General features: G+C 51.4%; 42 protein-coding genes. 24 read left to right on the top strand and 18 right to left on the bottom strand.

The features are described from left to right. Nucleotides 1-225: 225 nt before the first annotated feature. The 18 genes from KIG99_RS01820 to KIG99_RS01905 form a co-directional block, all read right to left on the bottom strand. Entirely contained in the window at nt 226-369 is a 144-nt protein-coding gene (locus tag KIG99_RS01820; protein ID WP_226458521.1) for a hypothetical protein, read from the bottom strand. Next, nucleotides 366-704, bottom strand: a complete 339-nt coding sequence (locus tag KIG99_RS01825; protein ID WP_226458522.1) for a dATP/dGTP diphosphohydrolase domain-containing protein — start codon at nt 702-704, stop codon at nt 366-368. The genes KIG99_RS01820 and KIG99_RS01825 overlap by 4 nt, the downstream gene beginning before the upstream one ends. Then, nucleotides 701-1,285, bottom strand: a complete 585-nt coding sequence (locus tag KIG99_RS01830; protein ID WP_226458523.1) for a recombination protein NinG — start codon at nt 1,283-1,285, stop codon at nt 701-703. The genes KIG99_RS01825 and KIG99_RS01830 overlap by 4 nt, the downstream gene beginning before the upstream one ends. Then, nucleotides 1,285-1,440 carry a hypothetical protein gene (locus KIG99_RS01835; RefSeq protein ID WP_226458524.1) on the bottom strand — a complete coding sequence of 52 codons (156 nt, stop codon included), beginning with the start codon at nt 1,438-1,440 and terminating at the stop codon, nt 1,285-1,287. The genes KIG99_RS01830 and KIG99_RS01835 overlap by 1 nt, the downstream gene beginning before the upstream one ends. Continuing rightward, entirely contained in the window at nt 1,437-1,688 is a 252-nt protein-coding gene (locus KIG99_RS01840; protein ID WP_226458525.1) for a hypothetical protein, read from the bottom strand. Before KIG99_RS01840 ends, KIG99_RS01835 begins: the two co-directional genes overlap by 4 nt. Further along, nucleotides 1,685-1,876, bottom strand: a complete 192-nt coding sequence (locus KIG99_RS01845; RefSeq protein WP_226458526.1) for a hypothetical protein — start codon at nt 1,874-1,876, stop codon at nt 1,685-1,687. Before KIG99_RS01845 ends, KIG99_RS01840 begins: the two co-directional genes overlap by 4 nt. Continuing rightward, nucleotides 1,873-2,334, bottom strand: coding sequence for a recombination protein NinB (locus tag KIG99_RS01850; RefSeq protein ID WP_226458527.1), 462 nt, complete (start codon nt 2,332-2,334; stop codon nt 1,873-1,875). Before KIG99_RS01850 ends, KIG99_RS01845 begins: the two co-directional genes overlap by 4 nt. Beyond that, entirely contained in the window at nt 2,331-2,510 is a 180-nt protein-coding gene (locus KIG99_RS01855) for a hypothetical protein (protein ID WP_226458528.1), read from the bottom strand. The genes KIG99_RS01850 and KIG99_RS01855 overlap by 4 nt, the downstream gene beginning before the upstream one ends. A 115-nt stretch (nt 2,511-2,625) precedes the next feature. After that, nucleotides 2,626-2,943 carry a DUF7768 domain-containing protein gene (locus KIG99_RS01860; protein ID WP_226458529.1) on the bottom strand — a complete coding sequence of 106 codons (318 nt, stop codon included), beginning with the start codon at nt 2,941-2,943 and terminating at the stop codon, nt 2,626-2,628. Further along, complete coding sequence (locus KIG99_RS01865; RefSeq protein ID WP_226458530.1) at nt 2,940-4,631, bottom strand: class I SAM-dependent methyltransferase; 1,692 nt, start codon at nt 4,629-4,631, stop codon at nt 2,940-2,942. Before KIG99_RS01865 ends, KIG99_RS01860 begins: the two co-directional genes overlap by 4 nt. Beyond that, on the bottom strand, nt 4,631-4,816 hold the full coding sequence (locus KIG99_RS01870; protein WP_226458531.1) for a hypothetical protein: 186 nt from the start codon (nt 4,814-4,816) through the stop codon (nt 4,631-4,633). Before KIG99_RS01870 ends, KIG99_RS01865 begins: the two co-directional genes overlap by 1 nt. Further along, entirely contained in the window at nt 4,813-5,118 is a 306-nt protein-coding gene (locus KIG99_RS01875) for a hypothetical protein (protein WP_226458532.1), read from the bottom strand. Before KIG99_RS01875 ends, KIG99_RS01870 begins: the two co-directional genes overlap by 4 nt. A gap of 1 nt (nt 5,119) precedes the next feature. Next, nucleotides 5,120-6,061, bottom strand: a complete 942-nt coding sequence (locus KIG99_RS01880; protein WP_226458533.1) for an AAA family ATPase — start codon at nt 6,059-6,061, stop codon at nt 5,120-5,122. Further along, nucleotides 6,058-6,378: a hypothetical protein gene (locus KIG99_RS01885; protein ID WP_226458534.1), complete on the bottom strand. Its 321-nt coding sequence runs from the start codon at nt 6,376-6,378 to the stop codon at nt 6,058-6,060. The genes KIG99_RS01880 and KIG99_RS01885 overlap by 4 nt, the downstream gene beginning before the upstream one ends. Next, nucleotides 6,375-7,226: a hypothetical protein gene (locus tag KIG99_RS01890; protein ID WP_226458535.1), complete on the bottom strand. Its 852-nt coding sequence runs from the start codon at nt 7,224-7,226 to the stop codon at nt 6,375-6,377. The genes KIG99_RS01885 and KIG99_RS01890 overlap by 4 nt, the downstream gene beginning before the upstream one ends. A 112-nt stretch (nt 7,227-7,338) precedes the next feature. Next, the gene (locus tag KIG99_RS01895; protein WP_226458536.1) at nt 7,339-7,539 is read right to left on the bottom strand and encodes a hypothetical protein; all 201 of its coding nucleotides are present in this window, start codon (nt 7,537-7,539) and stop codon (nt 7,339-7,341) included. A gap of 85 nt (nt 7,540-7,624) precedes the next feature. After that, nucleotides 7,625-8,020 (bottom strand): hypothetical protein, encoded by a 396-nt coding sequence (locus KIG99_RS01900; protein WP_226458538.1) that lies wholly within the window; start codon nt 8,018-8,020, stop codon nt 7,625-7,627. 92 nt (nt 8,021-8,112) lie between these two features. Next, a complete protein-coding gene (locus tag KIG99_RS01905; protein ID WP_226458539.1) occupies nt 8,113-8,298 on the bottom strand; it encodes a hypothetical protein in 186 nt (61 codons plus the stop codon). A gap of 101 nt (nt 8,299-8,399) precedes the next feature. Here KIG99_RS01905 and KIG99_RS01910 point away from each other — a divergent pair, with 101 nt between their 5' ends. The 24 genes from KIG99_RS01910 (at nt 8,400) to ppsR (ending at nt 21,575) form a co-directional block, all read left to right on the top strand. Beyond that, nucleotides 8,400-8,759: a helix-turn-helix domain-containing protein gene (locus KIG99_RS01910; RefSeq protein ID WP_226458540.1), complete on the top strand. Its 360-nt coding sequence runs from the start codon at nt 8,400-8,402 to the stop codon at nt 8,757-8,759. A gap of 75 nt (nt 8,760-8,834) precedes the next feature. Next, on the top strand, nt 8,835-9,071 hold the full coding sequence (locus KIG99_RS01915) for a hypothetical protein (RefSeq protein ID WP_226458542.1): 237 nt from the start codon (nt 8,835-8,837) through the stop codon (nt 9,069-9,071). A gap of 218 nt (nt 9,072-9,289) precedes the next feature. Then, entirely contained in the window at nt 9,290-9,415 is a 126-nt protein-coding gene (locus KIG99_RS20735) for a YHYH domain-containing protein (RefSeq protein WP_226458543.1), read from the top strand. A gap of 858 nt (nt 9,416-10,273) precedes the next feature. After that, entirely contained in the window at nt 10,274-10,516 is a 243-nt protein-coding gene (locus tag KIG99_RS01925) for a hypothetical protein (protein WP_226458544.1), read from the top strand. A 122-nt stretch (nt 10,517-10,638) separates the two neighbouring features. Continuing rightward, on the top strand, nt 10,639-10,884 hold the full coding sequence (locus KIG99_RS01930) for a hypothetical protein (RefSeq protein WP_226458545.1): 246 nt from the start codon (nt 10,639-10,641) through the stop codon (nt 10,882-10,884). 161 nt (nt 10,885-11,045) lie between these two features. Beyond that, nucleotides 11,046-11,303 carry a hypothetical protein gene (locus KIG99_RS01935; RefSeq protein ID WP_226458546.1) on the top strand — a complete coding sequence of 86 codons (258 nt, stop codon included), beginning with the start codon at nt 11,046-11,048 and terminating at the stop codon, nt 11,301-11,303. Between the two features lie 24 nt (nt 11,304-11,327). Further along, nucleotides 11,328-11,483 carry a hypothetical protein gene (locus tag KIG99_RS01940; RefSeq protein WP_226458547.1) on the top strand — a complete coding sequence of 52 codons (156 nt, stop codon included), beginning with the start codon at nt 11,328-11,330 and terminating at the stop codon, nt 11,481-11,483. Between the two features lie 95 nt (nt 11,484-11,578). Beyond that, nucleotides 11,579-11,854, top strand: coding sequence for a hypothetical protein (locus tag KIG99_RS01945; RefSeq protein ID WP_226458548.1), 276 nt, complete (start codon nt 11,579-11,581; stop codon nt 11,852-11,854). Between the two features lie 358 nt (nt 11,855-12,212). Continuing rightward, entirely contained in the window at nt 12,213-12,749 is a 537-nt protein-coding gene (locus tag KIG99_RS01950; RefSeq protein WP_226458549.1) for a hypothetical protein, read from the top strand. A 211-nt stretch (nt 12,750-12,960) separates the two neighbouring features. Further along, nucleotides 12,961-13,200 carry a hypothetical protein gene (locus tag KIG99_RS01955; protein WP_226458550.1) on the top strand — a complete coding sequence of 80 codons (240 nt, stop codon included), beginning with the start codon at nt 12,961-12,963 and terminating at the stop codon, nt 13,198-13,200. Then, nucleotides 13,197-13,379 carry a hypothetical protein gene (locus KIG99_RS01960; RefSeq protein WP_226458551.1) on the top strand — a complete coding sequence of 61 codons (183 nt, stop codon included), beginning with the start codon at nt 13,197-13,199 and terminating at the stop codon, nt 13,377-13,379. Before KIG99_RS01955 ends, KIG99_RS01960 begins: the two co-directional genes overlap by 4 nt. Before the next feature lie 226 nt (nt 13,380-13,605). Next, entirely contained in the window at nt 13,606-14,154 is a 549-nt protein-coding gene (locus tag KIG99_RS01965; RefSeq protein ID WP_226458552.1) for an ERF family protein, read from the top strand. Next, nucleotides 14,151-14,531, top strand: a complete 381-nt coding sequence (locus KIG99_RS01970) for a single-stranded DNA-binding protein (protein ID WP_226458553.1) — start codon at nt 14,151-14,153, stop codon at nt 14,529-14,531. Before KIG99_RS01965 ends, KIG99_RS01970 begins: the two co-directional genes overlap by 4 nt. A gap of 61 nt (nt 14,532-14,592) precedes the next feature. Further along, on the top strand, nt 14,593-15,333 hold the full coding sequence (locus KIG99_RS01975; RefSeq protein WP_226458554.1) for a 3'-5' exonuclease family protein: 741 nt from the start codon (nt 14,593-14,595) through the stop codon (nt 15,331-15,333). A 60-nt stretch (nt 15,334-15,393) separates the two neighbouring features. Beyond that, a complete protein-coding gene (locus tag KIG99_RS01980) occupies nt 15,394-15,696 on the top strand; it encodes a hypothetical protein (RefSeq protein ID WP_226458555.1) in 303 nt (100 codons plus the stop codon). 84 nt (nt 15,697-15,780) lie between these two features. Then, the gene (locus KIG99_RS01985; RefSeq protein WP_226458557.1) at nt 15,781-16,101 is read left to right on the top strand and encodes a hypothetical protein; all 321 of its coding nucleotides are present in this window, start codon (nt 15,781-15,783) and stop codon (nt 16,099-16,101) included. A 142-nt stretch (nt 16,102-16,243) separates the two neighbouring features. Further along, entirely contained in the window at nt 16,244-16,807 is a 564-nt protein-coding gene (locus KIG99_RS01990) for a FaeA/PapI family transcriptional regulator (RefSeq protein WP_226458558.1), read from the top strand. 126 nt (nt 16,808-16,933) lie between these two features. Further along, the gene (locus KIG99_RS01995; protein ID WP_226458559.1) at nt 16,934-17,464 is read left to right on the top strand and encodes a hypothetical protein; all 531 of its coding nucleotides are present in this window, start codon (nt 16,934-16,936) and stop codon (nt 17,462-17,464) included. A 277-nt stretch (nt 17,465-17,741) separates the two neighbouring features. Further along, nucleotides 17,742-17,951: a hypothetical protein gene (locus tag KIG99_RS02000; protein WP_226458560.1), complete on the top strand. Its 210-nt coding sequence runs from the start codon at nt 17,742-17,744 to the stop codon at nt 17,949-17,951. A 187-nt stretch (nt 17,952-18,138) separates the two neighbouring features. Next, the gene (locus KIG99_RS02005; RefSeq protein WP_226458562.1) at nt 18,139-18,888 is read left to right on the top strand and encodes a hypothetical protein; all 750 of its coding nucleotides are present in this window, start codon (nt 18,139-18,141) and stop codon (nt 18,886-18,888) included. A gap of 215 nt (nt 18,889-19,103) precedes the next feature. After that, complete coding sequence (locus KIG99_RS02010) at nt 19,104-19,403, top strand: hypothetical protein (protein WP_226458563.1); 300 nt, start codon at nt 19,104-19,106, stop codon at nt 19,401-19,403. 82 nt (nt 19,404-19,485) lie between these two features. Further along, nucleotides 19,486-19,704, top strand: coding sequence for a DUF4224 domain-containing protein (locus KIG99_RS20840; protein WP_226458564.1), 219 nt, complete (start codon nt 19,486-19,488; stop codon nt 19,702-19,704). A 1-nt stretch (nt 19,705) separates the two neighbouring features. After that, nucleotides 19,706-20,710 carry a tyrosine-type recombinase/integrase gene (locus tag KIG99_RS02020; RefSeq protein WP_226458565.1) on the top strand — a complete coding sequence of 335 codons (1,005 nt, stop codon included), beginning with the start codon at nt 19,706-19,708 and terminating at the stop codon, nt 20,708-20,710. A 52-nt stretch (nt 20,711-20,762) separates the two neighbouring features. Continuing rightward, nucleotides 20,763-21,575 carry a posphoenolpyruvate synthetase regulatory kinase/phosphorylase PpsR gene (gene ppsR / locus KIG99_RS02025; protein ID WP_226458566.1) on the top strand — a complete coding sequence of 271 codons (813 nt, stop codon included), beginning with the start codon at nt 20,763-20,765 and terminating at the stop codon, nt 21,573-21,575. Nucleotides 21,576-21,592: the final 17 nt, after the last annotated feature.

A 21,592-nucleotide genomic window follows, 5' to 3' on the forward strand; every position in this document is an offset into this window, starting at 1 on the left:
GCCTAGATTCAACGCCTTCATCGTGAGGAATAACTTTCATAGCTCGGCCTGAATGACCTTTGTAGAATCGCTGAATGTGAATCTCTCCTTTTGTTGCTGCTCTGCGCAATACTGCTCTAACCGTGTTTGGCTTTGCTCCGGTTGATTGAACAATATCAGCGACGGTCGAATTAAACTTTACGCTCTGCATGACTTTGAGTCCTACCGTTTGCTTTCTTCCTCGCTTCATTTGTCGCCTCCATAGACTTGACTCCATGTGCGCAAAAAGTCGCCAATGAACTCCAGCGAGATAATCAGCGGAGAGATTGCGAGTCGCGTTGCTTGAGCGATGCGGCGTGGAATTTGCATGCTGGTTGCGGGAGTAATCATGCGGCCTCCTGTTGCTGGCGGAGGCGAAGCTCAAGCTCTGCCAGTGCATTCCATGCACGGTGTGCTACGTGGCGCAGACCAGAATCAGCGTCGAATTCCTCATGGCGCTCCTTGAGTAGATGCCGCCACATTGCATCCCGGTATCGAACATCGCCATTCGGCACAGACTGCCATCCGCCCCGCGTGTATTTGTTGGCCCCAAACGTGCCAACCTCGGCAACCGCCATCAGGGCAAGTGCGAAGTCATCAAGGATGCCAGCGTAGATTTTCCCGGCGTCTAGCTTTGCGCCTGGTTGGTTGGCGCTGCGGCCAGTGGGATCGGATTCTGTGGTCACTTGCGTAGCTCCTTGAGTTTGGCGATATAGGTTGCCTTGATGGCTTTCAGTTCTTCGATGGTGTATTTGCGTGGTGTCTGATCTGCCTCGATAGACTCAAGACTTTCAATCCCAATTCGCGCAATCAGGCCGACACGGTAATCTGCGGCGTTTCCTGATAGGTATCGGTTGCATTTTTTGCACTGCCCGTGAGCGTTATGATCATGGAACCTAAGATGGGGTGCGCTACCAACGCTTCTGTAATGACCGCAGTCAAACGCGCCGCCAACATAGCCTCCATTGAGCGAAGATCCGCAACTAATACAGGGTCGATTGCTGTCGCGCTCACGGACATATTTATTGAATGCAATTTGGGCCTCATTGGTCCAGTCTCTTGCGGTTTTGAGTTTGTCAAGCTTGATCTTTACCGTCTTGCGATCCTCGGCAGCAGCAATGCGCTCAGCCTTGGCGCGTTGATTAAGCTTCTGCTCCATAATCTTGTTTGCATGCTTGAACAGGCACTCAACGGAGTTGCAGACGCGACCTGGCTGCATAGTGCGTGCCGGCTTGTAAATGTTTGAGCAGTAGCGACAACGCGGCATCACTTTTTCCTGTTAAATTCGGCGTCTATTTCAGAAAACGCGTCGAGCGCCCTATCTTTCAGCTCAACAATGCCTTCATATGCGCCATAGACAATCCATAGCGGTATTGCTGACACAGCAACAAGGAAAATGATTGTTTTAGCAATCGCTTTCATACTTCACCTATCCCAGTAAGCAATTTCTTCTGCACAGAGCCGGCCATGTAGTAAGCCAACAGTCCGGGCTGCGGTGACTTGCCCATCAGACCAAGCGACATTTCGCTATTCCCGGTGTCGATTACCCACATAAGATTGAATGCTTCGCCATGATCTCCGCGCTCAATCTGTTCGGCGAGTTCGCGCAGGGCTGACGGGATGTCGATCATTGAAGAGTTGAGCGGGAAGTCGAGTAGTTGCGCGGTCATAATTCGACGTTCTCCGCAGCTTGATTCACCTTCTTGCGCCAATCATCAAGAGCAGCCTGACCAGCGCCAACCGGGCTAGTGCATTCCTTGTGGATCGGGCACTTTCCGCAACCGTTGGTCTTTGGCCGGAAGTCGTTGTAGTGCTCATGGCAGATCAAGAGCGCTTTGTCTGTTAGGCCGAAGCTCATGCTGCTATCCTTTGCGGTGCTTCATGGAACATCACGCCCATCTGTGCGCCGTCAGCCTCCACTTGTTGCAGGTAGAGTGCGAATCCGCGCTTGAGAAGCTGCGTTGTCGAGCCAATCAGGACGCGATTGCCGGCAGGATCAAAATCCCACTTGCGATAGCCTTCCTTTGCCAGCAGATGAATCTCCGGATCGTTATCTTCCGGAAGGTATTGGCGCTTGAAATGTTCATGCCATACCTCGGCAGAGAATTGCCTGCCATTGACCCATGCTTGTTCTGCAATATCCTTGAGCGGTCCAACCCACATGCGAGCATTGGCATCCATGCCGCGAACCTTCTGCTCCTTCCGGAAGACGCATTCAAGCTCTTGTCCGACCGGAAGGTTTTCAGCGATCTGCTTCAAGCGATCAACTTGCGGCTTTCCTACCAGCTTGATAACGATTGGTTTGAAGTCGGTCATGATTCGGCCTCCATTCCATCGGCCCAGGTGAGCACCACGCCAGACGCGCCGGCAAGCTCTGCGGCATGTTGCGATGCCTCTCCTTCAAAGCCGCCGAAGTAGTCAAGCTTCACGGCGACATCAAGCATTCGCTCTGATAAGTCGCGCATTTCTGCAATCAATTCTTGCTTCGTCACTTCTTCACCCACCGCACGCAAGTTTCGCTAGGTTGTTGATACGTGCGATCCCATAAGATGCACGCTATTAGGGGATAGGCATTTGTAGGGAGTGAGTTGGCGCAGGTTGAGCAGGTCATTTAATGCTCCTGAACTCAATATTTATTCCAGCCTGTTGTGCTGCTTTTATTCCGTACTCCATGCCAGAAGTTATTCCCAGGTCTGTATATACAACGCTTGCATCAGCGACCGACTTCCAAGCCAACCCAGCATTTATTCCATGCATTCTTTCATCTGGCTTCTCATCGTCCAGAACTCCAGGCTGCGTATAAAGCAAGTGCGATGCAATTGGAGCCTCTCCACGCATCAAACTATCTCGAAGGCACAGGCGCGCATATTCAATGTTTGATTGAACATCTCCTGCATACGGGCTTTCCAAAATAACAAGCCTCATTTCTGCACCGCCTTATCCGCAACCAGGATCACAACCGAAACAGATGTACCGGCGAACTCATTGGCGAACACCTTTGACCACTCGCAGGACATTCCAGGCAATACGTCTTTGCCTTTGGCAGATGCAGGAAGGATTGCAACAAGTCGCCCGCCATTGGAAAGCATGCTTGCTGCGTGCTCGATATGAGCCTGCCAACGTCCTTCGCTGTACGGAGGATTCATCACGATGCGCTGATACGGCTTTGTCTGCGGGGCGATTTTCAGGAAGTCGCCATGCACAACGCTATGGCCCTTCGCCTCAAGTACCTTGCAATGCAGGGCGCTAATCTCGATGCAGGTTGTTTCATCTTTCGGCATTAAGTCGGCAAGGCCACCAATGCCAGCGCTTGGCTCCAGCCAATTCATTCCGGGCGCAGCGCCTTCCATCGCCAACTCAATCGCCGCCTCGGCAACATTTGCGGGAGTCGGATAGAACTGGTGCGCCTTTTGGTCAGGCAAGCAACCAGAACAGATGATTTCTGCAATAACTTCGCGCGGGTTGTAATCGAACTCAAAGTAGAAGCCGCCTCTGTCGTTCTGCTTTTTCACCCCGCCGATATATGCAATAACCTTTTCTGCCTCGTCGCTAACCCTGTGATCCGCTTGCATAGCATTGGGAATATCAACGCGGCGGTATTTGTTTCGCCAAGCATCAGGACCAGTGTTTTCGACAAGGTTTTGAGCCTGCTTAAGCCCTTCTAGCTGCTCGATAACTGCAAACGGAAGCGGTCTGCCCATCATTACGAAATCCTTTGGCTGCTTCTTCGGCTTGGCGCGGAACTCGGCAGGGATAGCCATCGGGTGCATGTGAGCAAGAATGCTATTCAAGCGCCACGCCATATCGGGATGCACTTCAAGGTGAGCGGTTCCGCACTTGTACGCACGCAGACGAATTGCGCCGCCGTCAAGAGTTACCCATTGGCCGCGCATCTCACGGCGAGCACGGTCAACTACGCTCGAAGTGCTATTCCAGCGCGGCTCATCGCGCCCCATGAACTTGGCAATCACGCAGCGCAGATCATTGATGTAGCCAACTCGATCATAGTCTAGCGTGCTGTAGTAAGTGATCAGCCTTGCGATGATCATTCTCTTGCCAAATGCAGCCGGCGAATTGGTTACATGCTCACCGGACAAGGCGCGGAAGATTCCATCAACACGCTCGGCCAGGAACATTGCACGGCTAGTCAACAGCCCTTGCAACGTGGCGCGAACGGTTTCTTCCTCGAAATCTGGAAGTGGCGGCGTTTCCCATTCCTTGGCGTCCCGATGCTTCTTGACGCCTTTCGGGTTACGGATTTGTGCATTCCACTGGTTGCGGCGATCCTGAGGCATCGCGTCATAAACATCAGTCAGCGCAAGAGCCTTTGACCAGTAAGCGGAGTTCATCGAAGCAACAGCGCCATCCTCTTGGAACAACTGCGAAGCCGATGTGCTCATGGAAATGCGGCCACGGTCTTCGGTTGCATTGCCTTCGAGGAAATATCCAAGAACGGCCTTGCACACTTCGCCATCAGAGAATTCAGCAACTTCCTTGATGCGCTTGCGGGCCTGCTTGTATTGACCAACCAGCGTATCAACCATATCGCTGGATGCAGGCGCGAAGAACGAGCCGCAGACCTCATCAACAGAAAGAATCTCAATCGCGCCCATCACTTCATCTCCTTCTTATCCGCATCTACCTTGGCGCGAATCTCTGCGTATGCGCCCTGCTCTGCTTCGTCGCGTGATTGGTTTCCGTCAAACTGGCGAATGGCTGCGCTCTCTTGGAATAGCTCACGATCCTTTGCGCGCCATCCTGCGATTAGCTCGTCTATGTGCTTGCTGATGTGGTTCATGCGGCCACCTTCAAATTAAGCTTGCGGACGTTGCGCAGGTTGTTTGCAGCGGCAGCGAAGAACGATGACCAGACCTTGATGCGATCCTCGTAGTTATCAATCGCAGCAGGAACAGTTACACCAGCCGCAGTGATTGCCTTGTAGCCTTCGCGGAGTTGATCAGAACCCGGCTTAAAGTCATTGCGAAGCATCTCTTTGAACTCGGACATGTCTTCTTTGGTGAATTCTCCGCACTCAAGAGCATTAGCTGCCCACAGGTCGAAATCTTCTTTGAATTGCTTGGTAACGGTTACGGTTGCCATGTCAAAACTCCACTACTTCAACGGATGCGCCGGCAGGCTCATAGCAGCGGGCGTGATCGTTGATTGATTCAAGGTATTGGCCGGATTTCGGATCGAACCAAAATTGCAGCGATCCATTCCATCCGGAGCCGTTGCGCTGCGACTCGCAAATCAACAGAGCATCAGGTTCGTTGTATTTCGATTGGTCGCCAGTGCTCATAGCCTTGTGCTTCGGCTTGTTGCGCCACACAGAGAAAACGTTTTCGGCCATGTCTCCGATTTCGCTAGTTCCCTTTACGTCGTGCAGTCCGGCAGGCTGATCGTCAGACGATCCCTTGCGGGCGTGCGCAACAAGGTGAATGTGCGGGCCGGATTGGTGGGCGACGTTCTGCAACTTATCCACGAAATGTTTTTGCTTCGTGTAGTCGTCAGCGCCTACGCCAATGCCGCACTTCATCAAGCTATCAATGACAATGTGGTTGATTTCCAGCGTTGCGGCGGCATACCGGCACAGCGCAACCACGTTTTCAGACTGCAATGCGCCCTGATGGTCGAACAGCCAAAGACGAGACTTTGCGTACTCAAACCACGAATCAACGAAGCCAACCGGAGGGCTGCTAGATCCAGATTCTTGACGGCACTTGCGGGCCAGAACCTCTTCCGGCTTGAACTCGGGAGAGACAATCAAGACGCGCTGATTCTTGCGCATGCAGCCAAGCATGATCTGCGACAAGAATTGACTTTTTCCGTGGCCTTTGTAGCCAGTCCAGATTGAAAGTTCACCGGGTCGAAGCTCGATGATGTCGCTTGTCTTTGCCCAAGGAAGCGGAGTGCCAACGGCTTGGTTTTTGTGCGTCAGGATGTCGAGCGTGCGCTTCTTGAAGCGATCAGCAGAGCGAACGCGATTGACGTTTTCCGGCTCAGTGAATTGCGACAGGTCGATGTTAGGGTCGATAAGGTTCATTTCCAACCCCTATGCGGCGCCCATGACAGCAGCTTGTCGGTAGCACACACGACCAGATGCTTAGGCCGGCAGGCGGCAATTGCTTTTGTCAGTTCGCGTGTCTTGTCGTCAAGGCGGTCGGTAACAATTGATACGTCAAAGCCTTCCAGCAGAGAAAACTTCTCAGCGTGGATTTCCTCGTCCTCGTCAAGCGTCAGATTGCAGAAGCTCAGAGCATGCGGGCGATAAACGTTCGGATGAGTTCCACCGAAAAATATGCGGACCGGGAGGTCGACGCCGCGTTTGTAGAGCGCTGAGAAGAAATCGCCGCCAGTCATAGCGCACCTCGCATGAATTCTGGAAGTGAAGGCTGTCCAGATTCAGAAGCAGCAGGAGCCTTTCCGGCGCGTCCAAATTCGACGGCCTTATCGCACCATGTCCTCCAGCAAGCCTGCCAGTCTTTGAACGTTCCACCTTTTGCAAGATGCCAGTTGCGGAAAGACTCAAGTTCAACCGCAAGGATTACGCGCTTCTCTTCGGCATACGCGACACCGTTTTCGTTTGGATAGAAGTCGGCAGGGATAGGAGTTGATTTCTTCCGAGTCGGCTTGTCCGAATCTTGGTTTACTTCTTCTCTTCTCTTCTCTTCTCTGCGGTTACGCGTTACTTCACTCGTTACGTCACTTGTTTTAACAACGTTTTGCACGGCGGATTCTGACTTCTTGCGATCCCTGTATTCCTTCTGTCTTTGCGCGGCTGTCTTGGCTTCTGCGCTGCGCTCATGGCCTGAGGTGTTGTATTCGCTGAAGTTTGGAATACGCAGACCACGCAACTCTTCGTCGTATTCTGCCCACTCAACAGACTCTAGTGCACGACCAAATCCAGGCACTCCGACTATTTCGTCAACGTCAGAAATGCGCAGAGATTTGATGAAATCATCTTTAGCGTGTTCGTTTGCGTAACCCCAAAAACGTAACAGCGCAGTAACGACAACGTAACGCGTTACGCGTAACGCTTGCATAACCCCATCGTCAAAGTCTTGCTTTGTTCCTCCAATCGATGGAATAAAGCCATGCATACCAGACCAGTCCTGATATTCGCCTGAGTAACTTATTTGCTCAGATAGGGCGATTACTTTTGGGTTCGTGACTAAATTCACGCGCATCTTTATCCAGTCACCGGCCATGATTGACCTCGACTAATTTTTGTTGCATAATTTGCTCCAGGTAGTTACTGCCCACGGACCCTGCAAGGTCGCCAACGTGGGCATTTTTTTGTCCTTGGCTAGACAGATTCATTTACTTAGCCTTCTTCGGCTTGCAGCAATCGCCCAGGAACAGGCCAGATGCGTATTGCTTGCCAGTGACAGCCGTGCGCATCTTTCCGCATCCACCGCAGCGCAAACGTGCGGGGATGAACTGAATGCCGATCATCTTGGAATGGCTCTCGGCAGTAGCGATGCGCTTCAATTCTTGAACGTGGGCAGTGGCTGCGAACATCACTCGTCATCCTCTTGATCTGATACAAGCTCGACTGCGATAAGAGTTGCAGCAATGACGACGCATGCGGAAATAAGTAGGTAGCTCATGCTGCCCTCCGAATATTTGCGGTACGTGCTTGCAGATGTTCAAGCTGGCGCATTGCCTTCTGCATGACTGCTGCAGCGGAGTTCATAGCTTCAACGATCTTCACTTCTTCGTCTTCCGGCGCTTTGCGATCCGGGCGTCCGTGCATCGTTTCATCGCATGCGTATGCAAGCGGGTCGTAGCACTCGCAGAAGTTCATTGCCGCGATGATCTGGCCGAAAGTAAGACGCTCGTCCTTTTCAGGGTTAAGGCATGACTTCAAACGGGCATATGCAGAATCCATCTTCAAATGCGGAAACAGATAGACAGCAAGTTCCTTTGCGGACTTCTGCGAGTTGCTGACCATAAGGTTTAGCGCCTCGTATTCGTCGTCGTAAAACAGCTTTGCTTGCATCGTTATCTCCATCCCCTAATGACTAGGGGCGGTTAGGGGTGCGTTAAAAGGTCAAAAAAAAGAAGATGCTTGCCATGAAAACGAAAAACACATCAGGCTTGCTTCTTCTTTGCGCCGACAAAATAGTCGTAAAGCTTTTGAACGTTATGGACGCTCGGATTCTCAATTTCCTTGCGCGCAATCTTCTCTACCGTGCGCTTGGACATGCCGGCGGAAATGGCAATAGAAGGCCAGCTACCACGGCTTACATGGAGCTTGTCGATAACGAAGTCGTACATGGAAATTTTCATAAGACATATTCTAGACCCTTTTTTGGGTCTATGCAACCCGAAAAAGGGTCTAACTTTTGCCTAGTATCTCCATGAAGAATGGAGAAAGAATGACTAGGACAAAGCCAACTCTGTCAAAGGGTGACTACAAGAAAATCTTTGCTGAATCCGTCAAATCGATGATGGAAATCAAGTATGAGAGCAGCTCAAACAAGCCGAAGGCGCTCGCTAAAGATGCAGGGATTAGCCTGTCATCGGTGCAAAGAGCAATCAGCGGAGAAACCGCACCTAACCTGGATACAGTGGAGGCAATCGTCAATGCTCTTGGCTCAACTCCGGCAACGATGCTGCAACAGGGATTCAGCTTGCAGGCTCTAGAGGCTCACCAATCAACATCTGCGGTCAAGACAATGAGCATCGGAAAGATAGTCGTTCCAAGCCAGAACAGAAGAGCAAACGACAAAAAGTAACAAATTTGTTAAATATCCTCTTTTCATTGTTGTGTTGTGAGATATTTGCAACGTGATACACAACAACTGGAAAGCATGGCATCTAACGTAAAGCTTTATGACCTGTCTAGATCGAATCACGAAGCGGCCAAAGAGGCGCTGACTAATGCCTTGAGCGTTTGCAGAGAAAGGGATATAGATGGAGCGATCATCATCCTATCGCGCAGGGATGGCGGAAACTCGACCGTTATCTCTGGCGGCGCTCTGTCAAAGCATGACAAAGCCAACCTTGAGCTGTTCAAGGTTAAGCTGCACATGGCGATAGAAACATAGGGGATATTCCGGCGAGCAAAGAACAGCTGGCCCCGAGTGCGGAGCAACGCACTCAGGAATGCATGACGGTGCGTTCCCCTCTCCAGCCCCGTTTCGACGGGGTTTTTATTGTACTTTTTTTGCCATGACAATCAATTAGACTAAGGTAATACAACACAAACAATTGTTAAAACGCAAACGCAGTGTCATGATGACGTTTCACTAACAAGGAGGTGTTTATGAAGACTGCGATTGCTTTCATTGTTGCCGTGCTGGTAGCAGCCCCTGTTCTTGCCCACTCGGGCGGGACTGATAGCAAGGGGTGCCACTACGATCACAGGACTGGCGTATATCACTGCCATTAAATAGCAAGCAACACAGACGATCCCGCCGAGTGCGGGATTTTTTTTGCCTATCGAACATCAAAACCCAAAAAAGGGTTTGACAAGACCCTAATTCGGGTTTAATCTACACCCATCGCAGCAAACAACGCACCGCAGGAAAAACCCGCGAGTCGGGAATCAAGTTAGGCAAGACGGCAGTGTCCTTAACCGGCGCGGCATGAGTCGAAACAAGAAATACCTGGCGTTGAGCAGCGCAGAAGCACAAGCCGATTAACTAGATGGGAGAACGAGATGGCAAGCGACAGAACAATGTACAGACTGCACTCGCCGTATGAGTGGTCGTGCATCCAAGCTGAGCGCAAAGCAAACAAGGAGCGCGAAGAGTTTGCAATCTTGGCGGAGTTGGTTATTGGGCATGTCCATCCGTCAAACATTGGCCCCCTTCCTCCGAGTCCCGATGTATTGCGCAGAAAAGCGCGTCAGATTGGATTGATTTGAGTCTCTACCACCAAGGCCAAGCGCCTTGCTAGTGAAGATTTAAGCAGCACCGCTCTTTAGGCCACCAACACGGCCCGCCATCCTCAGACCAACGAGGACCGCGACAATTAGACAGTAATGAAACCGGCAAGCTCCCTGCCCCACGTAACGCACTCAAGCCAATGAGTACGGGTTCCTAGTGGATTTAAGCGGATGACGAGCATAGCGAGCCGGGTAGCAAATCTAAGTGACCGTGTATCAGGCGGTGGCGGACAGTTAATCACTGGTTGGACTGGCGATCCATTTGCTCAACAAGTTAGCCATACACAAACGTGAATTACCGCCGATTCCTTCGGGAGTCGGCACATTGAAGGCGAAATATGCGCATACGGATGCCAAGCCGTGATTATCTGGATTTCGATGCCAGACGCCTTCAATGTGAATAACCAACTGGAGGACGATATGACGCAGTACGAACGCGAAGAAGAGCAGATAGAGCGCGACTTGCGCGAAGGCTTGCTTTCTCAAGGCGAGTACAGCCGAGCGCTTCAATGCATGCAACGCGACTACAGAGATGAAATGCGCGGCCTTGCGGAAGATGCGGCGGAACGAGCATACAACGATTTCATGGATGGTCGTTGGTAACACCAAGCCGCTTCACTGAGGCGGCAAATCGGATGGCCTGCACTCTCAAAAGGAGAAACTGCTACGGTCGACAAACCAACCTGCGGGCCATCCGATTTGACTGATAGGAGATAGAGATAGAGATGGAGAACGACGGTCGGTATCCATACACATATGCAGCAGATTACGTTCGCGGACTTGCTGGATACACAGAAGGTGGAACAAAACTTTCTCGCTCTGATGCAAGTCAGGTTAGACAGGGTATCGCCAAGGCAATCGGGGTTGATGACAAAGAGCTTGCTGAGAAGCTTGCTAGATACTACCTGAATAACCAAGATGTTTTGGGCGATGAAAGTGCAAAGCAGTTAGCAAAGGTTTTTGGTTACTAACCGAGCATCACCCGCAAGTATCCGCATAGGACGGGGTATTCACTCCAAGACTAGCCCAGGGCTTGCGGGAAACACGCTCAAAGCGTTCATGACGCAGAGAGTCGAGGGCGCGTATCTCGATGGCAGCCGGGAAATAGCGGCACTAATAACTGGAGAATGATATGGAAAATGAAAAAATTAAGGCGTGGGTAACTAAATATTCGCTTACAGAAGGAATAAAAGAGGTTGAAGGCGAGGTTTGCCACAAAATTAGCAGCGAAATGCTGGCGTACGACAAACACAAATATGCCCATGGTAAAGACTGGCACAGAACACAGGATGCGGCAATTGCTCGGGCAGAAGAAATGCGAAAGAAAAAAATCGAGTCGCTTAAGAAAAGCATCAAAAAGATGGAGTCTCTAGAATTTTTAATTAAATAAATAGACAAGCATCCGGAGCTAGACATGAAACCACGCACCCGCTACGGAATACTAGACGACTTCGGCGAAGTAATCCGCTGGGTGTGGGATAAGCCGTCTAGCAACTACAAGTACATCACGGAGCGTATTAAATCTGCGCCTGCGGTGGATTGGAATAGCTTTGAGCCTGCGTTGTTTTGATGGTGGCGTGGTATGAAAATATAGAGAAGATAATTGAATCTAAATGCCAATAGTGGAGCTATCGCACTGCGGTCAACATGTGGAATGGGTAAAAAATGATTAAGTACAGAACGCGATTTGACAAAATTGAGGCGATTGAAGTTGAGCGTGAAACAGAAAAGCAAGTTTTTCTGCCGGCCAAGCATGGAAATCGATCCATCCGCGAGAACAAGGTTTCTGAATGGAGCAACTGGCACGATTCGTGGGAACTGGCGCATAACTTTCTTGTTGCGAAAGCTGAGCGAGATGTTGAATCGTTGCGCATGCGACTTAAGCAAGCAAAAGGCAGGGTCGGGCAGATCAGGGGAATGAAGCCTCCTGAACAAAATTAACAACGCAAACCTAAACCGCCTCCGGGTAAGAGAGGCGGACTAATTCAGACCCCGCATACGCAGCAAGCGCAAGCTGGACTACACGGGCAAATGTAGTCATCCCTTCCCTTGTAGCTGAACACGGAAGCGCATTCAGCAATAGCCAGCCAAGCCAGAACATCGGGAGAGCATCCACATTGGATGACGGACTATTGGAGCAGCCCCACCGAGGCCGGGAGTATCGGAACAGCGCAGCGGTGACGCCATGGAAATATTTCAACCGCACCAAATTCAATCTCCCTCTGCATCGCTCTTATATCGGGAAGCGATGTTTCCGCGCCGCTATCACAGGGCGCGTCTTTTATTCCAAGGAGTCGACATGAGCGACAAAGACTATTCACTGCTGCGTCCGTTTGATCTGGAGGCGGCGAAGCGTGGCGAGGCTATTTGCAGAAAAGATGGTCAATCAATGGAATTCGTTGCAGGACCGGACTCCGTTGATGACATCGTTTATCTGACCAAGGGCGGGGGTGGTGAGTTTGGATTCAGGTGCGTTAATAATATCCGAATGGAGCCTTTGTGTTGGGTTGAAGGGAAGCCGGTTTATAAGGGGGATGTGCTGTACCACCCGCTCAAAGGGAAGTGCGTAATCGACATCGTTTTGAGTATCACCGACCACGTCGCGGCGATTCACGACAGCGGGGCTTTTTCTGTGCTGCACTCGCCCTCTGCTGATGACCTCACCTGGACGCCGCCAAAGGTGAAGCGCGAGGGCTGGGTGAATGTGTATCCGACCTCAACAGGCTCTTTCATGGCAAGAACTTCAGACGCTTATGAGTCGGAAAATAATGCCAACGATTTTGCACAACCAAGTCGCATCGCCTGCGTCCGCATCGAATGGGAAGAACAGCCATGAAAACACTCAAGCGCTGGCTTCTCTACTTCCAGATGAGAAGTCTAGAAATCTGCATCGACGGTCAATCTGAATGCCTTATGTGCGTCAGTGATCCTTATCTAACCAATCGAATCATCGTTGCTCAACTGAATGCTCGAAAATAGCTTCGCCGGGTTCGCCGTGAGTACATGGCGCTGCGCAATGTGAGCGAACGCAATAACTGGAGGCTTGCATGATGGTTGGCTCGTTAAACCTACACGGAATTGTCGGCGTGCATCTGGATTCAATTGACCACGGAACGACGGATTACGGCGATCACTACTCACGATCAATCGTGTTTGAGGCGATCAATGCAGCGGGAAGCAAGCAGGAATTCCGCGTCAATCTGTTCTCTGACAACGGACATAACCTGCTTGTCTCCGATGCAGAGCTTGATGCAATTCTACTTGAGCCAGTACGGGAGGCAGCATGAGCGAAAAAGAAAAGATTATGTGCTCGACACGTGGTCTTCTTAAAGGCGGTCGTGCGGCATGCGGCTACGTCATTGTTGGCAACAAATCGTGCAGCCTTAAGCCCGGAGAATGCGCGCTTCAAGTTGGTTCTGACCCGAAAGAATCGACGCCAATCCAAGTTGTCAGTGATTCGCCATGACCACTCCCCAAGCCCGCGCCGCAGTACGCGCATACAAGCACATCACCCAATGGGGCCAACATGCCGCTCTTCGTTATGTAGAGCGACACGATGCAATCAAGCACTTTGCAGAGATAGTCATGTTCGAGTTTCGGCGAAAGTCTAGGAGTAGTGGACATGGACGATGACGATGGCGGCCTAATGTTCTGGCAACAATTTCAACAACAGTTTGCGGAGGTTTTCGAGAATGAAACAGATCACATCAGCCTTTGTGAAGGCAAAGCGGGAGTTTGGCCCTGCTCTCAAGTGCAAGACAAACCCGGCGTTCAAGTCGAAGTACGCCGACTTGGCCGCATGTCTTGAAGCGGTAGATGAAGCGCTGCTGAATAATGGCATTGCGCTGATTCAAGAAACGTTCGACGACAACACCGGGGTTACGGTCGAGACTGTATTCCGGCATGAGTCAGGCGAGGAAATGCGCTGCGGAAAGTTGCACGTTCCGGCCAGCAAGCAAGACCCGCAGGGCTACGGTAGCGCGCTCAGTTACGCCCGCCGCTACTCGCTGATGGCTGCGTGTGGCATCGCAGCAGAAGACGACGACGGCAACGCAGCAAGCAAGCCTTCGCCGCCGAAGCAAGTAGAGCCGCTGGATGTTGAAAAGGCTATCCAGGCAATCACTGCTGCACCGACAAAGGCAAAGGCGCAGCAATACGCAAACGCAGCACTTGAGCGCGCCAAGAAGGAAGACACGGCACGCATCACCGCAGCACTCAACAACTACAAGGAAGCAGCATGAACGTTTTTACCTGCACAACACGCATCTATAAGGATGCAGAGCAACGATTCACCCAAGGCGGAGACTCAATCGTTTCATTCAAAGGCCCGGTTGAGTCTGGATTCGGAAACAGCAAGGTAACTAGCTGGATGAAGTTCAATCTTTGGGGAAAGCGCGGCGAGTCTTTGTTTCCGTATCTCAAGGACAAGACTCAGGTTGCCATTAGTGGCGAGATTGCGAATCGCGAATACACCGACAAGGACGGCCAGAAGCGCTACTCGCTTGAGGTTCGTGTCAATGACCTGACTCTTGTTGGCGGCAAGCAACCAGACGCTTCACAAGACGCTGGCAGCAAGAAGCCAGCAGCGGAGGATTTTGAAGACACAATTCCCTTCTGATCCCTGCCAACACCAACCAACAACGCCAGCCAATCCGCTGGCGTTTTTCATGGAGTAAGCCATGCATGTAATTTTCGATATTGAGACTCTGCCTTGCAACGATCCGCAGGTAATCGCTGACTTCCGCAATGATGCAGAGGCAGAGAAAGCAGCGGTCAAGGCTCCATCCAACTACAAGGACGAAGCAAAGATTGCAGAGTTTATCGCAGCCAAGCATGCAGAGATTGATGCTGGTATCGAGGAACGGATTGCAAAGACTTCGTTCAGTGGATTGGAAGGCCGGATTGCTTGTATCAGTTGGAAGATTGATGACGGCGAACCGTTCGCTACTTCTGCCGAATTCACCGAGCGCCAAGTGATTCAGCAGTTCTACGCAAGCGTAGAGGCGCTTTCGCTTCGCCCACGGCACGAAGGAACGTATCAGATTGAAACCTCGTTTGTTGGTCACAACATCGCCGGTTTTGACCTTCCGTTCCTCAAGCATCGCAGCATCATCCTTGGCGTTACGCCACCGCAGATTTTCCGTAAGGCGTTCGCTGCCAAGCCATGGGATTCGATCATCCAAGACACGATGTTGCTGTGGTCTAGCGACCCACATAAGCGCGGCAGCATGGATCGTCTGTGCCGAGCATTCGGCATTCCTGGCAAGGGCGATTTCGACGGGTCAATGGTTGCAGCAACTTGGCCGACTGATCCGCAGAAAGTCATTGACTACTGCAAAGACGACGTTCGTCGTACGTGGGAAATGTACAAGCGCATCACATTCCAGTTTGACGACAAGCAGGAATTGAAAGCTGCCTAGCCTACGCATCAAGTAACCAAGCGCCCGACTAAACACCGGGCGTTTTTCATGGAGTGACAAATGCTTAAACCGTACTTTGTTGAATTAAAGATTTCCGCTGTAGTTATGGCAGAAAGCAATATTGATGCGATGGCTGTTGCTGAAAACGGGCAATTTGATATTAGCTATGACTGCGAATTTACAGCAGATGAAGCCATTGAAATTAAAAGTATTGAGCACCTAAAGCGGCTCGATGGATTGTGGGATGGAATGTGTTTGCCATACAACGGAGATGGGAACACTCGCCTAAAAGACTTACTTCCTGAAAGCGATCCATTTAAGGACACAAATACACAGGACATGTTTGAGGCCTGCCGAGCCTGACACACAAATCGGCTGCACCTTGGAAACAGGGTGCATTAGAGATGGCATCCAGTGTCATCCCTAATGATTAACGTGGAGATTGATATGAGCCTAGACGTAACTTTGATTGTTGATGGCGATGAGGTTTATTCGAGAAACATCACGCACAACCTGAACAAAATGGCAGAAGCGGCAGGAATCTATATGCACCTGTGGCGACCAGATGAAATTGGCATTAACAGCGCAAGCGAGTTAATCGCACCGCTTCTTGCTGGTTATTCGTTGCTGATTTCAGAGCGCGAGAAGATGGAGAAATTTAACTCCCCTAATGGATGGGGAATGTACGAACACTTCTTGCCATTTGTCAGCGCATATATCGAAGCCTGCGCAATGAATCCGACTGCAACTGTTAAGGTTTCAAGATGACTCCCGGCTACCAATTCCGCCTAGAAGGCGAACTATACGCAATCGACCTTATCGGCCCTGTAACCACTCTGCTGCTACGTGCTGACGGCGTTTATGTCCATGCCAAAACTTGGCAGCTTCGTGCTTATCTGGAGAACAATAAATGAGCGTACTAGCTCTGCTAATCAATGGTGGATATACGCCACCGCCAGGAATCGTATCAATCCGACACAAGGCAATCGGCGACGACGTTCCTATTCAGCACAAAGGAACGCATGCCAATAAGATCAAGCGCATCGAAAGTATTTACTCTGCGATTGACGAAGGCATTAACACGGTGATTACGATTGCGAAGGAGATTGAATGCTCAATCTCCACAACTCGCGAGGCTATTGCTGTTCTTGTGTCGCAGGATCGGATTGAACTGATCGAAGAATACAACCCGATCAAGCGTTATTACTACGTGACAAAAGGGATGAAAGACTGCATTCCTAAATACGAATTATCGGGCAATAGCAAGAAGCAGCATGAAGCTACGCAAAAGTATCGCAACGCCATGCAGGAACCCGTAAGCGCAAGAGAAATTGCGGAAGCCGTAGGAGTTTCAATTGACGCCGTGCATGCATGCCTTCCGAATCTTGAAGGGAAACGCATGGTTAAGAAATGCGGCAAGCGTCCTGCGCCAAAGACAATGCCAGTCCAGTTGTGGATTTGGATCGGCGACTGATTACCCACCCGCTCACCACCTCACCCCAAACCATTTAGCTTGTGTGCATTGATTGGTATTCGGTGAGCGGGTCTTTTATTCAACTACTAATTACCAAGTGGATTAGTAGATAGTTAGGAGATTGATATGGCACTGACTGAAGAACAACTCCGCGCACTTGAAGCGCTGGAAAGCATGGACGACTTTGCTCGGATGGATACTGGAGTTGAGCCAATCGGTCCGTACAAAGTGCTTCGTGAATTTATAGAATCCCCCATCGCCCAGCCTGCGAGTGCGCCGAGTGAGCAGAAGCTGGTGGCGCTTCCGTTCGCTATTTTCGATCAGGAAATGGCAGACCTTCGCCGCTTCCACGAATGCTCCATGGACAACGAAGGGTACGACGTTCCGAAGGATCGCATGAAGCGCCTCGCAGAAATCGGGCTGGTTCGCCGCGTATCGGCAAACTATTACGAGCACACAAATTTCGGACTGTCAGTTCTGGATGGCGACTTCGATACCTCACCTCAACCCGACTACAAGGCACAGCGGGATGCTTTACTGAAATGCCTTGCGCTAATTGATCCGAAACTTGACTTTTCTGGTTGGGAAAACGGACAAGGCGAAGACATCGGCGATGAGATTAATGCTGCCATCGCATCGGTGAAAGGCGGTGCGTGATGTCCTTTAACTCAGAGATTGCAGCTTACGTTCGCTCTGAACTGCTCACATGGATAGCTGAAGGGGAAGGAACGACAAGCGAATATTGGTTTCGGGTAGGGATGATTCTTTCTCCCGATGCCCAATCTGACCGTGATGAATTTGACGCTGACTTTAGCGATCGCGGTTGCACTTGTTTTATTTCTCCGCCGTGTAGCTTTTGCGTCCACCCGGGTAATCCACGCAACCAAGAAGAAAGTGACGAATGCTGGGTTAGTGCGATGAATGGAGGTGCAGCATGACCACCATCCACATCCTAGCCCTAGCCGGCTACTTCCTGATCCTTGCCGAGTTCATCGCAATGCGCCACCGGGATATTTGCGCGGAGAGTGATGATGTAATTTATCGAGGGTTTCTGATTGACGCCCGCTCATGCTGGCCGGATGACGCAAACTGGGAACAGTTTTTAAACTCGCATAACCTCTACTGGAATCGAGGCACGAAATGAACAAAGCCCCAATGCTCGCAGCAATGGCTTACGCACTGACAATCGGTTCCAGTGACGCAGCAAGCCGTTACTCTGGATATGTCATGCCCGGCGGTGTAGCCAGCAAGCCAAAGCGCAAATCAGATGCCAGGACCGCAAAGAAGCGTAAGCAATCTATCGCCGCAGAATCTCGAAGGAAGAACCGGAAATGACCACACTATCGAAAGAAGACGTTGTGCGGATGGCGGGAATCTCAGGTATCAGCATCGGTAATTCTGAGTCTTCTCCTTACCCTACCAATTTCCAGCTGCACGCCTTCGCCACCCTAGTCCGCGCTGACCTTGTGGCTGAGAACGAGCGGCTGACCGATAGCAACCAGATGTATCTTGATCGAATTGAGTATCTTGAACGCAAATACCGCTGCCACAATGAATACGCAAAGCGCCCTATTCTCTACACAGATGGTGTAGATGGAGAGCAGTGCTGTCGCGATGATTTGTGGGCAGTAAGTACCGCAGAATTGAGCGCGATGACAGATCAACTAACCGCCACCCGCACCGCACTGGCCGCAGCAGAGGCGGATAACGAACGGTTGCGCATTGCCCTTGAGTACAAGCACGATTCCGTAGATGCGCTTATGACTTGGTGCGTCAAGAACGTTGATAAATGGGATTTTCCACAGTACGACGGCGTTGGCTATGCGATTGAAAAGATGCGCGATGCCCTCTCCAAGCCCCGCGACGACTCAGCCCTGCGCGAGATGATCGCCGGGGTTTATGAAGAGTGTGCGAAGGTGGCTGATCTGTTCGAGGAAAAAGCTGATGCGCTGAACGACTCAATCGCCGACGATGACGACGCGAACGAAGGCCGCAGCGAATACATCATGGGCAAAGCGACTGCATCCAGCCGGATCGCCAACGCCATCCGCGCACTGGCAGAGAAAGCGAAGGGGGAATGATGGCAATCAACGACATTACCGGCGACACCATCGCATCAAAGCATCTATCCGGAGACGCTAAGCGCAGATTTGACGATAGCTTTGACCGTATATTCGGCAAGCCTAGCGATGGTCAGTGCGAAAAGTGCGGAGGAATACTTATCCGCGACAAGTGCGAGTCTTGCAAGTCAGAACCCACACAGGCCGATTAGTCTGCATTTTTAACGGAGAGCAATATGCACAAGATTATGACGGTTGAAATGCCGGATGGCAGCAAATGGGGAGTGCCGGTAGAAATTATTGCCAGAAGCCGTGCTGCTCACTATGCACATGAGTTTGACGGCGACATTGAACGAAGCTTAGCGGAGGACACAATTCCACTGTTTGAGTCTGACGACTACGAGATTCAAGACTGGGCCGTTAATAACATGAACTGGGAAGATTTCGACGGCCATCAAGTAAAGATAGAGAGCGCCCCGTTGCCTGATTTTCAGGAAGCATGGATTAATGGAGAGAAGGGGTTTGTTGGCACATAACCTTGGAATAGCCGACAAACGCGGCGCTGACACACTAACCAACGATCCCGCTGCGGCGGGATTTTTAACGCCCGGATGAGATATGTTCCTTACTCAAGACGAGATTGAAACGCTTACCGGCTACGTTAAGCACAAGAAGCAAAGAGAGTGGCTTGCAAAGAATGGCTACTCATTCAAAGTTGCATGCTCTGGCCGCCCGATTGTTTCGCGAACTCATTCCGAGTCGCAGCTATCAGGATCGGCAAGCACGCAGCCGGCAAAGTGGGAGCCAAACTTTGACGCACTAAAGAAGGTGGCATAGCATGTCAGGCTCAATGGGAAGACGCCGCCAATCAAACCTAGACCTTCCGCCAAGGATGCACCTAAAGTCTGGTGCATTCTATTACGTCACGACCACACTACCGAGAAAATGGATCAGGCTTGACGCCGATCTAACCAAGGCCCGTATCAAGTGGGCGCAGCTTGAGAATGGCGGATCAATCGGCGGATCGTTTTTCCCTGCTGTGCTTGTGCAATGGCTATCCAGCGAACAATACACAAAGCTTGCGCCGCTTACTAAGCGCACCTATCAGACGCTGATAGACCTGCTTCCAACCGTATTTGACGGGCCTATGGAGATGATCAAGCCTGTTCATGTGGCAAGATTCATGGACGGCCATAGTTCAAAGTCTCAGGCAAACATCGGCAGAGTCATCCTGTCAAACGTGTTCGACTACGCTATCCGCAGAGGATTGATTGATTGCGTCAATCCTTGCAAGTCGATTAAGAAGCATGTGATTGAAGGTAGGACTCGGCACCTGAAAGACGATGAATTCCTGCTCATCAGAGAGAAGGCAAATCATTCTGTGCGCGTGGCGATGGACTTGGCGTACCTGACCGGCGCACGAATTACTGATGTATTGAAGATCAAGTTTTCAGACCTTCAAGACGATGGCCTGTACATCGAGCAGCACAAGACAGGGAAGCGCCAGCTTTTCGAGTGGTCAAAATACTTGCGCGAAGTCATCGCCAGAGCAAAGAAAATTCCACGGCCAGTCAAGAACCTGACGCACTTGCTTTGCACTAGGACAGGCAAGGCATATTGCTACTCAAGCTTCTATCAAGTGTGGGAAATCGCCGTCAGAAATGCCAAGGTGGAAGACGTTCATTTCCACGATATTCGCGGGAATGCGGCTACCGAGGCAAAGAAACAGGGCCAAGATTATCAAGCAATCCTAGGCCATGCATCGCGTGCAATGTCTGAAAAGTACATCAAGGCGCGAGAGATTGAGAAAATCCAGACGGTTAAGCGATCTACAAAATTGTAGATAACCAGCCACCAACAAACCGGAAACCATTGCAGCACAAGGCTTTTGAAACATGCAAATAAAACGCACCGTATTTTTCGTCTCGGACGGTACCGGCCTGACCGCCGAAGCGCTCGGCCACAGCTTGCTGACGCAGTTCGAGGAAGTCGAATTCAAGCAGATCCGCATCCCCTTCCTCGACAACATCGAGAAGGCGCAGGAAGCTGTTGCCCGCATCAATGCGCAGGGCGAGGCCGACGGCATGCGGCCGATCGTGTTCACGACGCTGGTCAATCAGGATCTGGCCGAAATCGTGCACCAGGCCGATGCCTTCTCGCTGTCCTACTTCGAGACCTATCTGTCGCCGCTCGAGGCCGAACTCGGCATCAAGTCCAGCCACACCATCGGCCGCTCACGCGACTCGACCGACAGTTCGGACTACAAGAAACGCATCGAGGCGATCAACTACACGCTGGCGCACGACGACGGCATCACCGACCGCGACCTCGAGGAAGCCGACGTGATCCTGGTTGCCGTGTCGCGCTGCGGCAAGACGCCGACCTCGCTTTACCTGGCCATGCAGTTCGGCCTCAAGGTCGCCAACTTCCCGCTGATCCCGGAAGACTTCGATCGCGGCCGCCTGCCCAGCACGCTGGAAAAGCACCGCCCGAAACTGTTCGGCCTGACCATCCAGGCCGAACGCCTCGCCCAGATCCGCGAAGAACGGCGCGCCGCCAGCAAGTACGCCTCGTTGGCCAACTGTCGCTACGAAATCGCCGAAGCCGAGAAGATGATGCGCCGCGAAGGTATTCGCTGGCTGGATTCGTCGACCAAGTCGATCGAGGAAATATCGACCACGGTGCTGCAGGAACTCAAGCTGCGCTGACCGTTAGTTCCCCGTTC

The sequence above is a fragment of the Quatrionicoccus australiensis genome, assembly GCF_020510425.1.
GTDB classification, from domain to species: domain Bacteria; phylum Pseudomonadota; class Gammaproteobacteria; order Burkholderiales; family Rhodocyclaceae; genus Azonexus; species Azonexus australiensis_A.

Excerpts from the sequence above, each read along its gene's own strand:
- KIG99_RS01845 (WP_226458526.1), bottom strand. The coding sequence starts at position 1,876 with ATGAGCTTCGGCCTAACAGACAAAGCGCTCTTGATCTGCCATGAGCAC.
- KIG99_RS01860 (WP_226458529.1), bottom strand. The coding sequence starts at position 2,943 with ATGAGGCTTGTTATTTTGGAAAGCCCGTATGCAGGAGATGTTCAATCA.
- KIG99_RS01820 (WP_226458521.1), bottom strand. The coding sequence starts at position 369 with ATGATTACTCCCGCAACCAGCATGCAAATTCCACGCCGCATCGCTCAA.
- KIG99_RS01870 (WP_226458531.1), bottom strand. The coding sequence starts at position 4,816 with ATGAACCACATCAGCAAGCACATAGACGAGCTAATCGCAGGATGGCGC.
- KIG99_RS01910 (WP_226458540.1), top strand. The coding sequence starts at position 8,400 with ATGACTAGGACAAAGCCAACTCTGTCAAAGGGTGACTACAAGAAAATC.
- KIG99_RS01840 (WP_226458525.1), bottom strand. The coding sequence starts at position 1,688 with ATGACCGCGCAACTACTCGACTTCCCGCTCAACTCTTCAATGATCGAC.
- KIG99_RS01895 (WP_226458536.1), bottom strand. The coding sequence starts at position 7,539 with ATGTTCGCAGCCACTGCCCACGTTCAAGAATTGAAGCGCATCGCTACT.
- KIG99_RS01980 (WP_226458555.1), top strand. The coding sequence starts at position 15,394 with ATGCTTAAACCGTACTTTGTTGAATTAAAGATTTCCGCTGTAGTTATG.
- KIG99_RS01915 (WP_226458542.1), top strand. The coding sequence starts at position 8,835 with ATGGCATCTAACGTAAAGCTTTATGACCTGTCTAGATCGAATCACGAA.
- KIG99_RS01930 (WP_226458545.1), top strand. The coding sequence starts at position 10,639 with ATGGAGAACGACGGTCGGTATCCATACACATATGCAGCAGATTACGTT.
- KIG99_RS01940 (WP_226458547.1), top strand. The coding sequence starts at position 11,328 with ATGAAACCACGCACCCGCTACGGAATACTAGACGACTTCGGCGAAGTA.
- KIG99_RS01950 (WP_226458549.1), top strand. The coding sequence starts at position 12,213 with ATGAGCGACAAAGACTATTCACTGCTGCGTCCGTTTGATCTGGAGGCG.
- KIG99_RS01960 (WP_226458551.1), top strand. The coding sequence starts at position 13,197 with ATGAGCGAAAAAGAAAAGATTATGTGCTCGACACGTGGTCTTCTTAAA.
- KIG99_RS01985 (WP_226458557.1), top strand. The coding sequence starts at position 15,781 with ATGAGCCTAGACGTAACTTTGATTGTTGATGGCGATGAGGTTTATTCG.
- KIG99_RS01830 (WP_226458523.1), bottom strand. The coding sequence starts at position 1,285 with ATGCCGCGTTGTCGCTACTGCTCAAACATTTACAAGCCGGCACGCACT.
- KIG99_RS20735 (WP_226458543.1), top strand. The coding sequence starts at position 9,290 with ATGAAGACTGCGATTGCTTTCATTGTTGCCGTGCTGGTAGCAGCCCCT.
- KIG99_RS01945 (WP_226458548.1), top strand. The coding sequence starts at position 11,579 with ATGATTAAGTACAGAACGCGATTTGACAAAATTGAGGCGATTGAAGTT.
- KIG99_RS01850 (WP_226458527.1), bottom strand. The coding sequence starts at position 2,334 with ATGACCGACTTCAAACCAATCGTTATCAAGCTGGTAGGAAAGCCGCAA.
- ppsR (WP_226458566.1), top strand. The coding sequence starts at position 20,763 with ATGCAAATAAAACGCACCGTATTTTTCGTCTCGGACGGTACCGGCCTG.
- KIG99_RS01890 (WP_226458535.1), bottom strand. The coding sequence starts at position 7,226 with ATGGCCGGTGACTGGATAAAGATGCGCGTGAATTTAGTCACGAACCCA.
- KIG99_RS01880 (WP_226458533.1), bottom strand. The coding sequence starts at position 6,061 with ATGAACCTTATCGACCCTAACATCGACCTGTCGCAATTCACTGAGCCG.
- KIG99_RS02005 (WP_226458562.1), top strand. The coding sequence starts at position 18,139 with ATGACCACACTATCGAAAGAAGACGTTGTGCGGATGGCGGGAATCTCA.
- KIG99_RS02010 (WP_226458563.1), top strand. The coding sequence starts at position 19,104 with ATGCACAAGATTATGACGGTTGAAATGCCGGATGGCAGCAAATGGGGA.
- KIG99_RS01905 (WP_226458539.1), bottom strand. The coding sequence starts at position 8,298 with ATGTACGACTTCGTTATCGACAAGCTCCATGTAAGCCGTGGTAGCTGG.
- KIG99_RS01965 (WP_226458552.1), top strand. The coding sequence starts at position 13,606 with ATGAAACAGATCACATCAGCCTTTGTGAAGGCAAAGCGGGAGTTTGGC.
- KIG99_RS01900 (WP_226458538.1), bottom strand. The coding sequence starts at position 8,020 with ATGCAAGCAAAGCTGTTTTACGACGACGAATACGAGGCGCTAAACCTT.
- KIG99_RS02020 (WP_226458565.1), top strand. The coding sequence starts at position 19,706 with ATGTCAGGCTCAATGGGAAGACGCCGCCAATCAAACCTAGACCTTCCG.
- KIG99_RS01995 (WP_226458559.1), top strand. The coding sequence starts at position 16,934 with ATGGCACTGACTGAAGAACAACTCCGCGCACTTGAAGCGCTGGAAAGC.
- KIG99_RS01835 (WP_226458524.1), bottom strand. The coding sequence starts at position 1,440 with ATGAAAGCGATTGCTAAAACAATCATTTTCCTTGTTGCTGTGTCAGCA.
- KIG99_RS01865 (WP_226458530.1), bottom strand. The coding sequence starts at position 4,631 with ATGGGCGCGATTGAGATTCTTTCTGTTGATGAGGTCTGCGGCTCGTTC.
- KIG99_RS02000 (WP_226458560.1), top strand. The coding sequence starts at position 17,742 with ATGACCACCATCCACATCCTAGCCCTAGCCGGCTACTTCCTGATCCTT.
- KIG99_RS01935 (WP_226458546.1), top strand. The coding sequence starts at position 11,046 with ATGGAAAATGAAAAAATTAAGGCGTGGGTAACTAAATATTCGCTTACA.
- KIG99_RS01955 (WP_226458550.1), top strand. The coding sequence starts at position 12,961 with ATGATGGTTGGCTCGTTAAACCTACACGGAATTGTCGGCGTGCATCTG.
- KIG99_RS01970 (WP_226458553.1), top strand. The coding sequence starts at position 14,151 with ATGAACGTTTTTACCTGCACAACACGCATCTATAAGGATGCAGAGCAA.
- KIG99_RS01990 (WP_226458558.1), top strand. The coding sequence starts at position 16,244 with ATGAGCGTACTAGCTCTGCTAATCAATGGTGGATATACGCCACCGCCA.
- KIG99_RS01975 (WP_226458554.1), top strand. The coding sequence starts at position 14,593 with ATGCATGTAATTTTCGATATTGAGACTCTGCCTTGCAACGATCCGCAG.
- KIG99_RS20840 (WP_226458564.1), top strand. The coding sequence starts at position 19,486 with ATGTTCCTTACTCAAGACGAGATTGAAACGCTTACCGGCTACGTTAAG.
- KIG99_RS01885 (WP_226458534.1), bottom strand. The coding sequence starts at position 6,378 with ATGACTGGCGGCGATTTCTTCTCAGCGCTCTACAAACGCGGCGTCGAC.
- KIG99_RS01875 (WP_226458532.1), bottom strand. The coding sequence starts at position 5,118 with ATGGCAACCGTAACCGTTACCAAGCAATTCAAAGAAGATTTCGACCTG.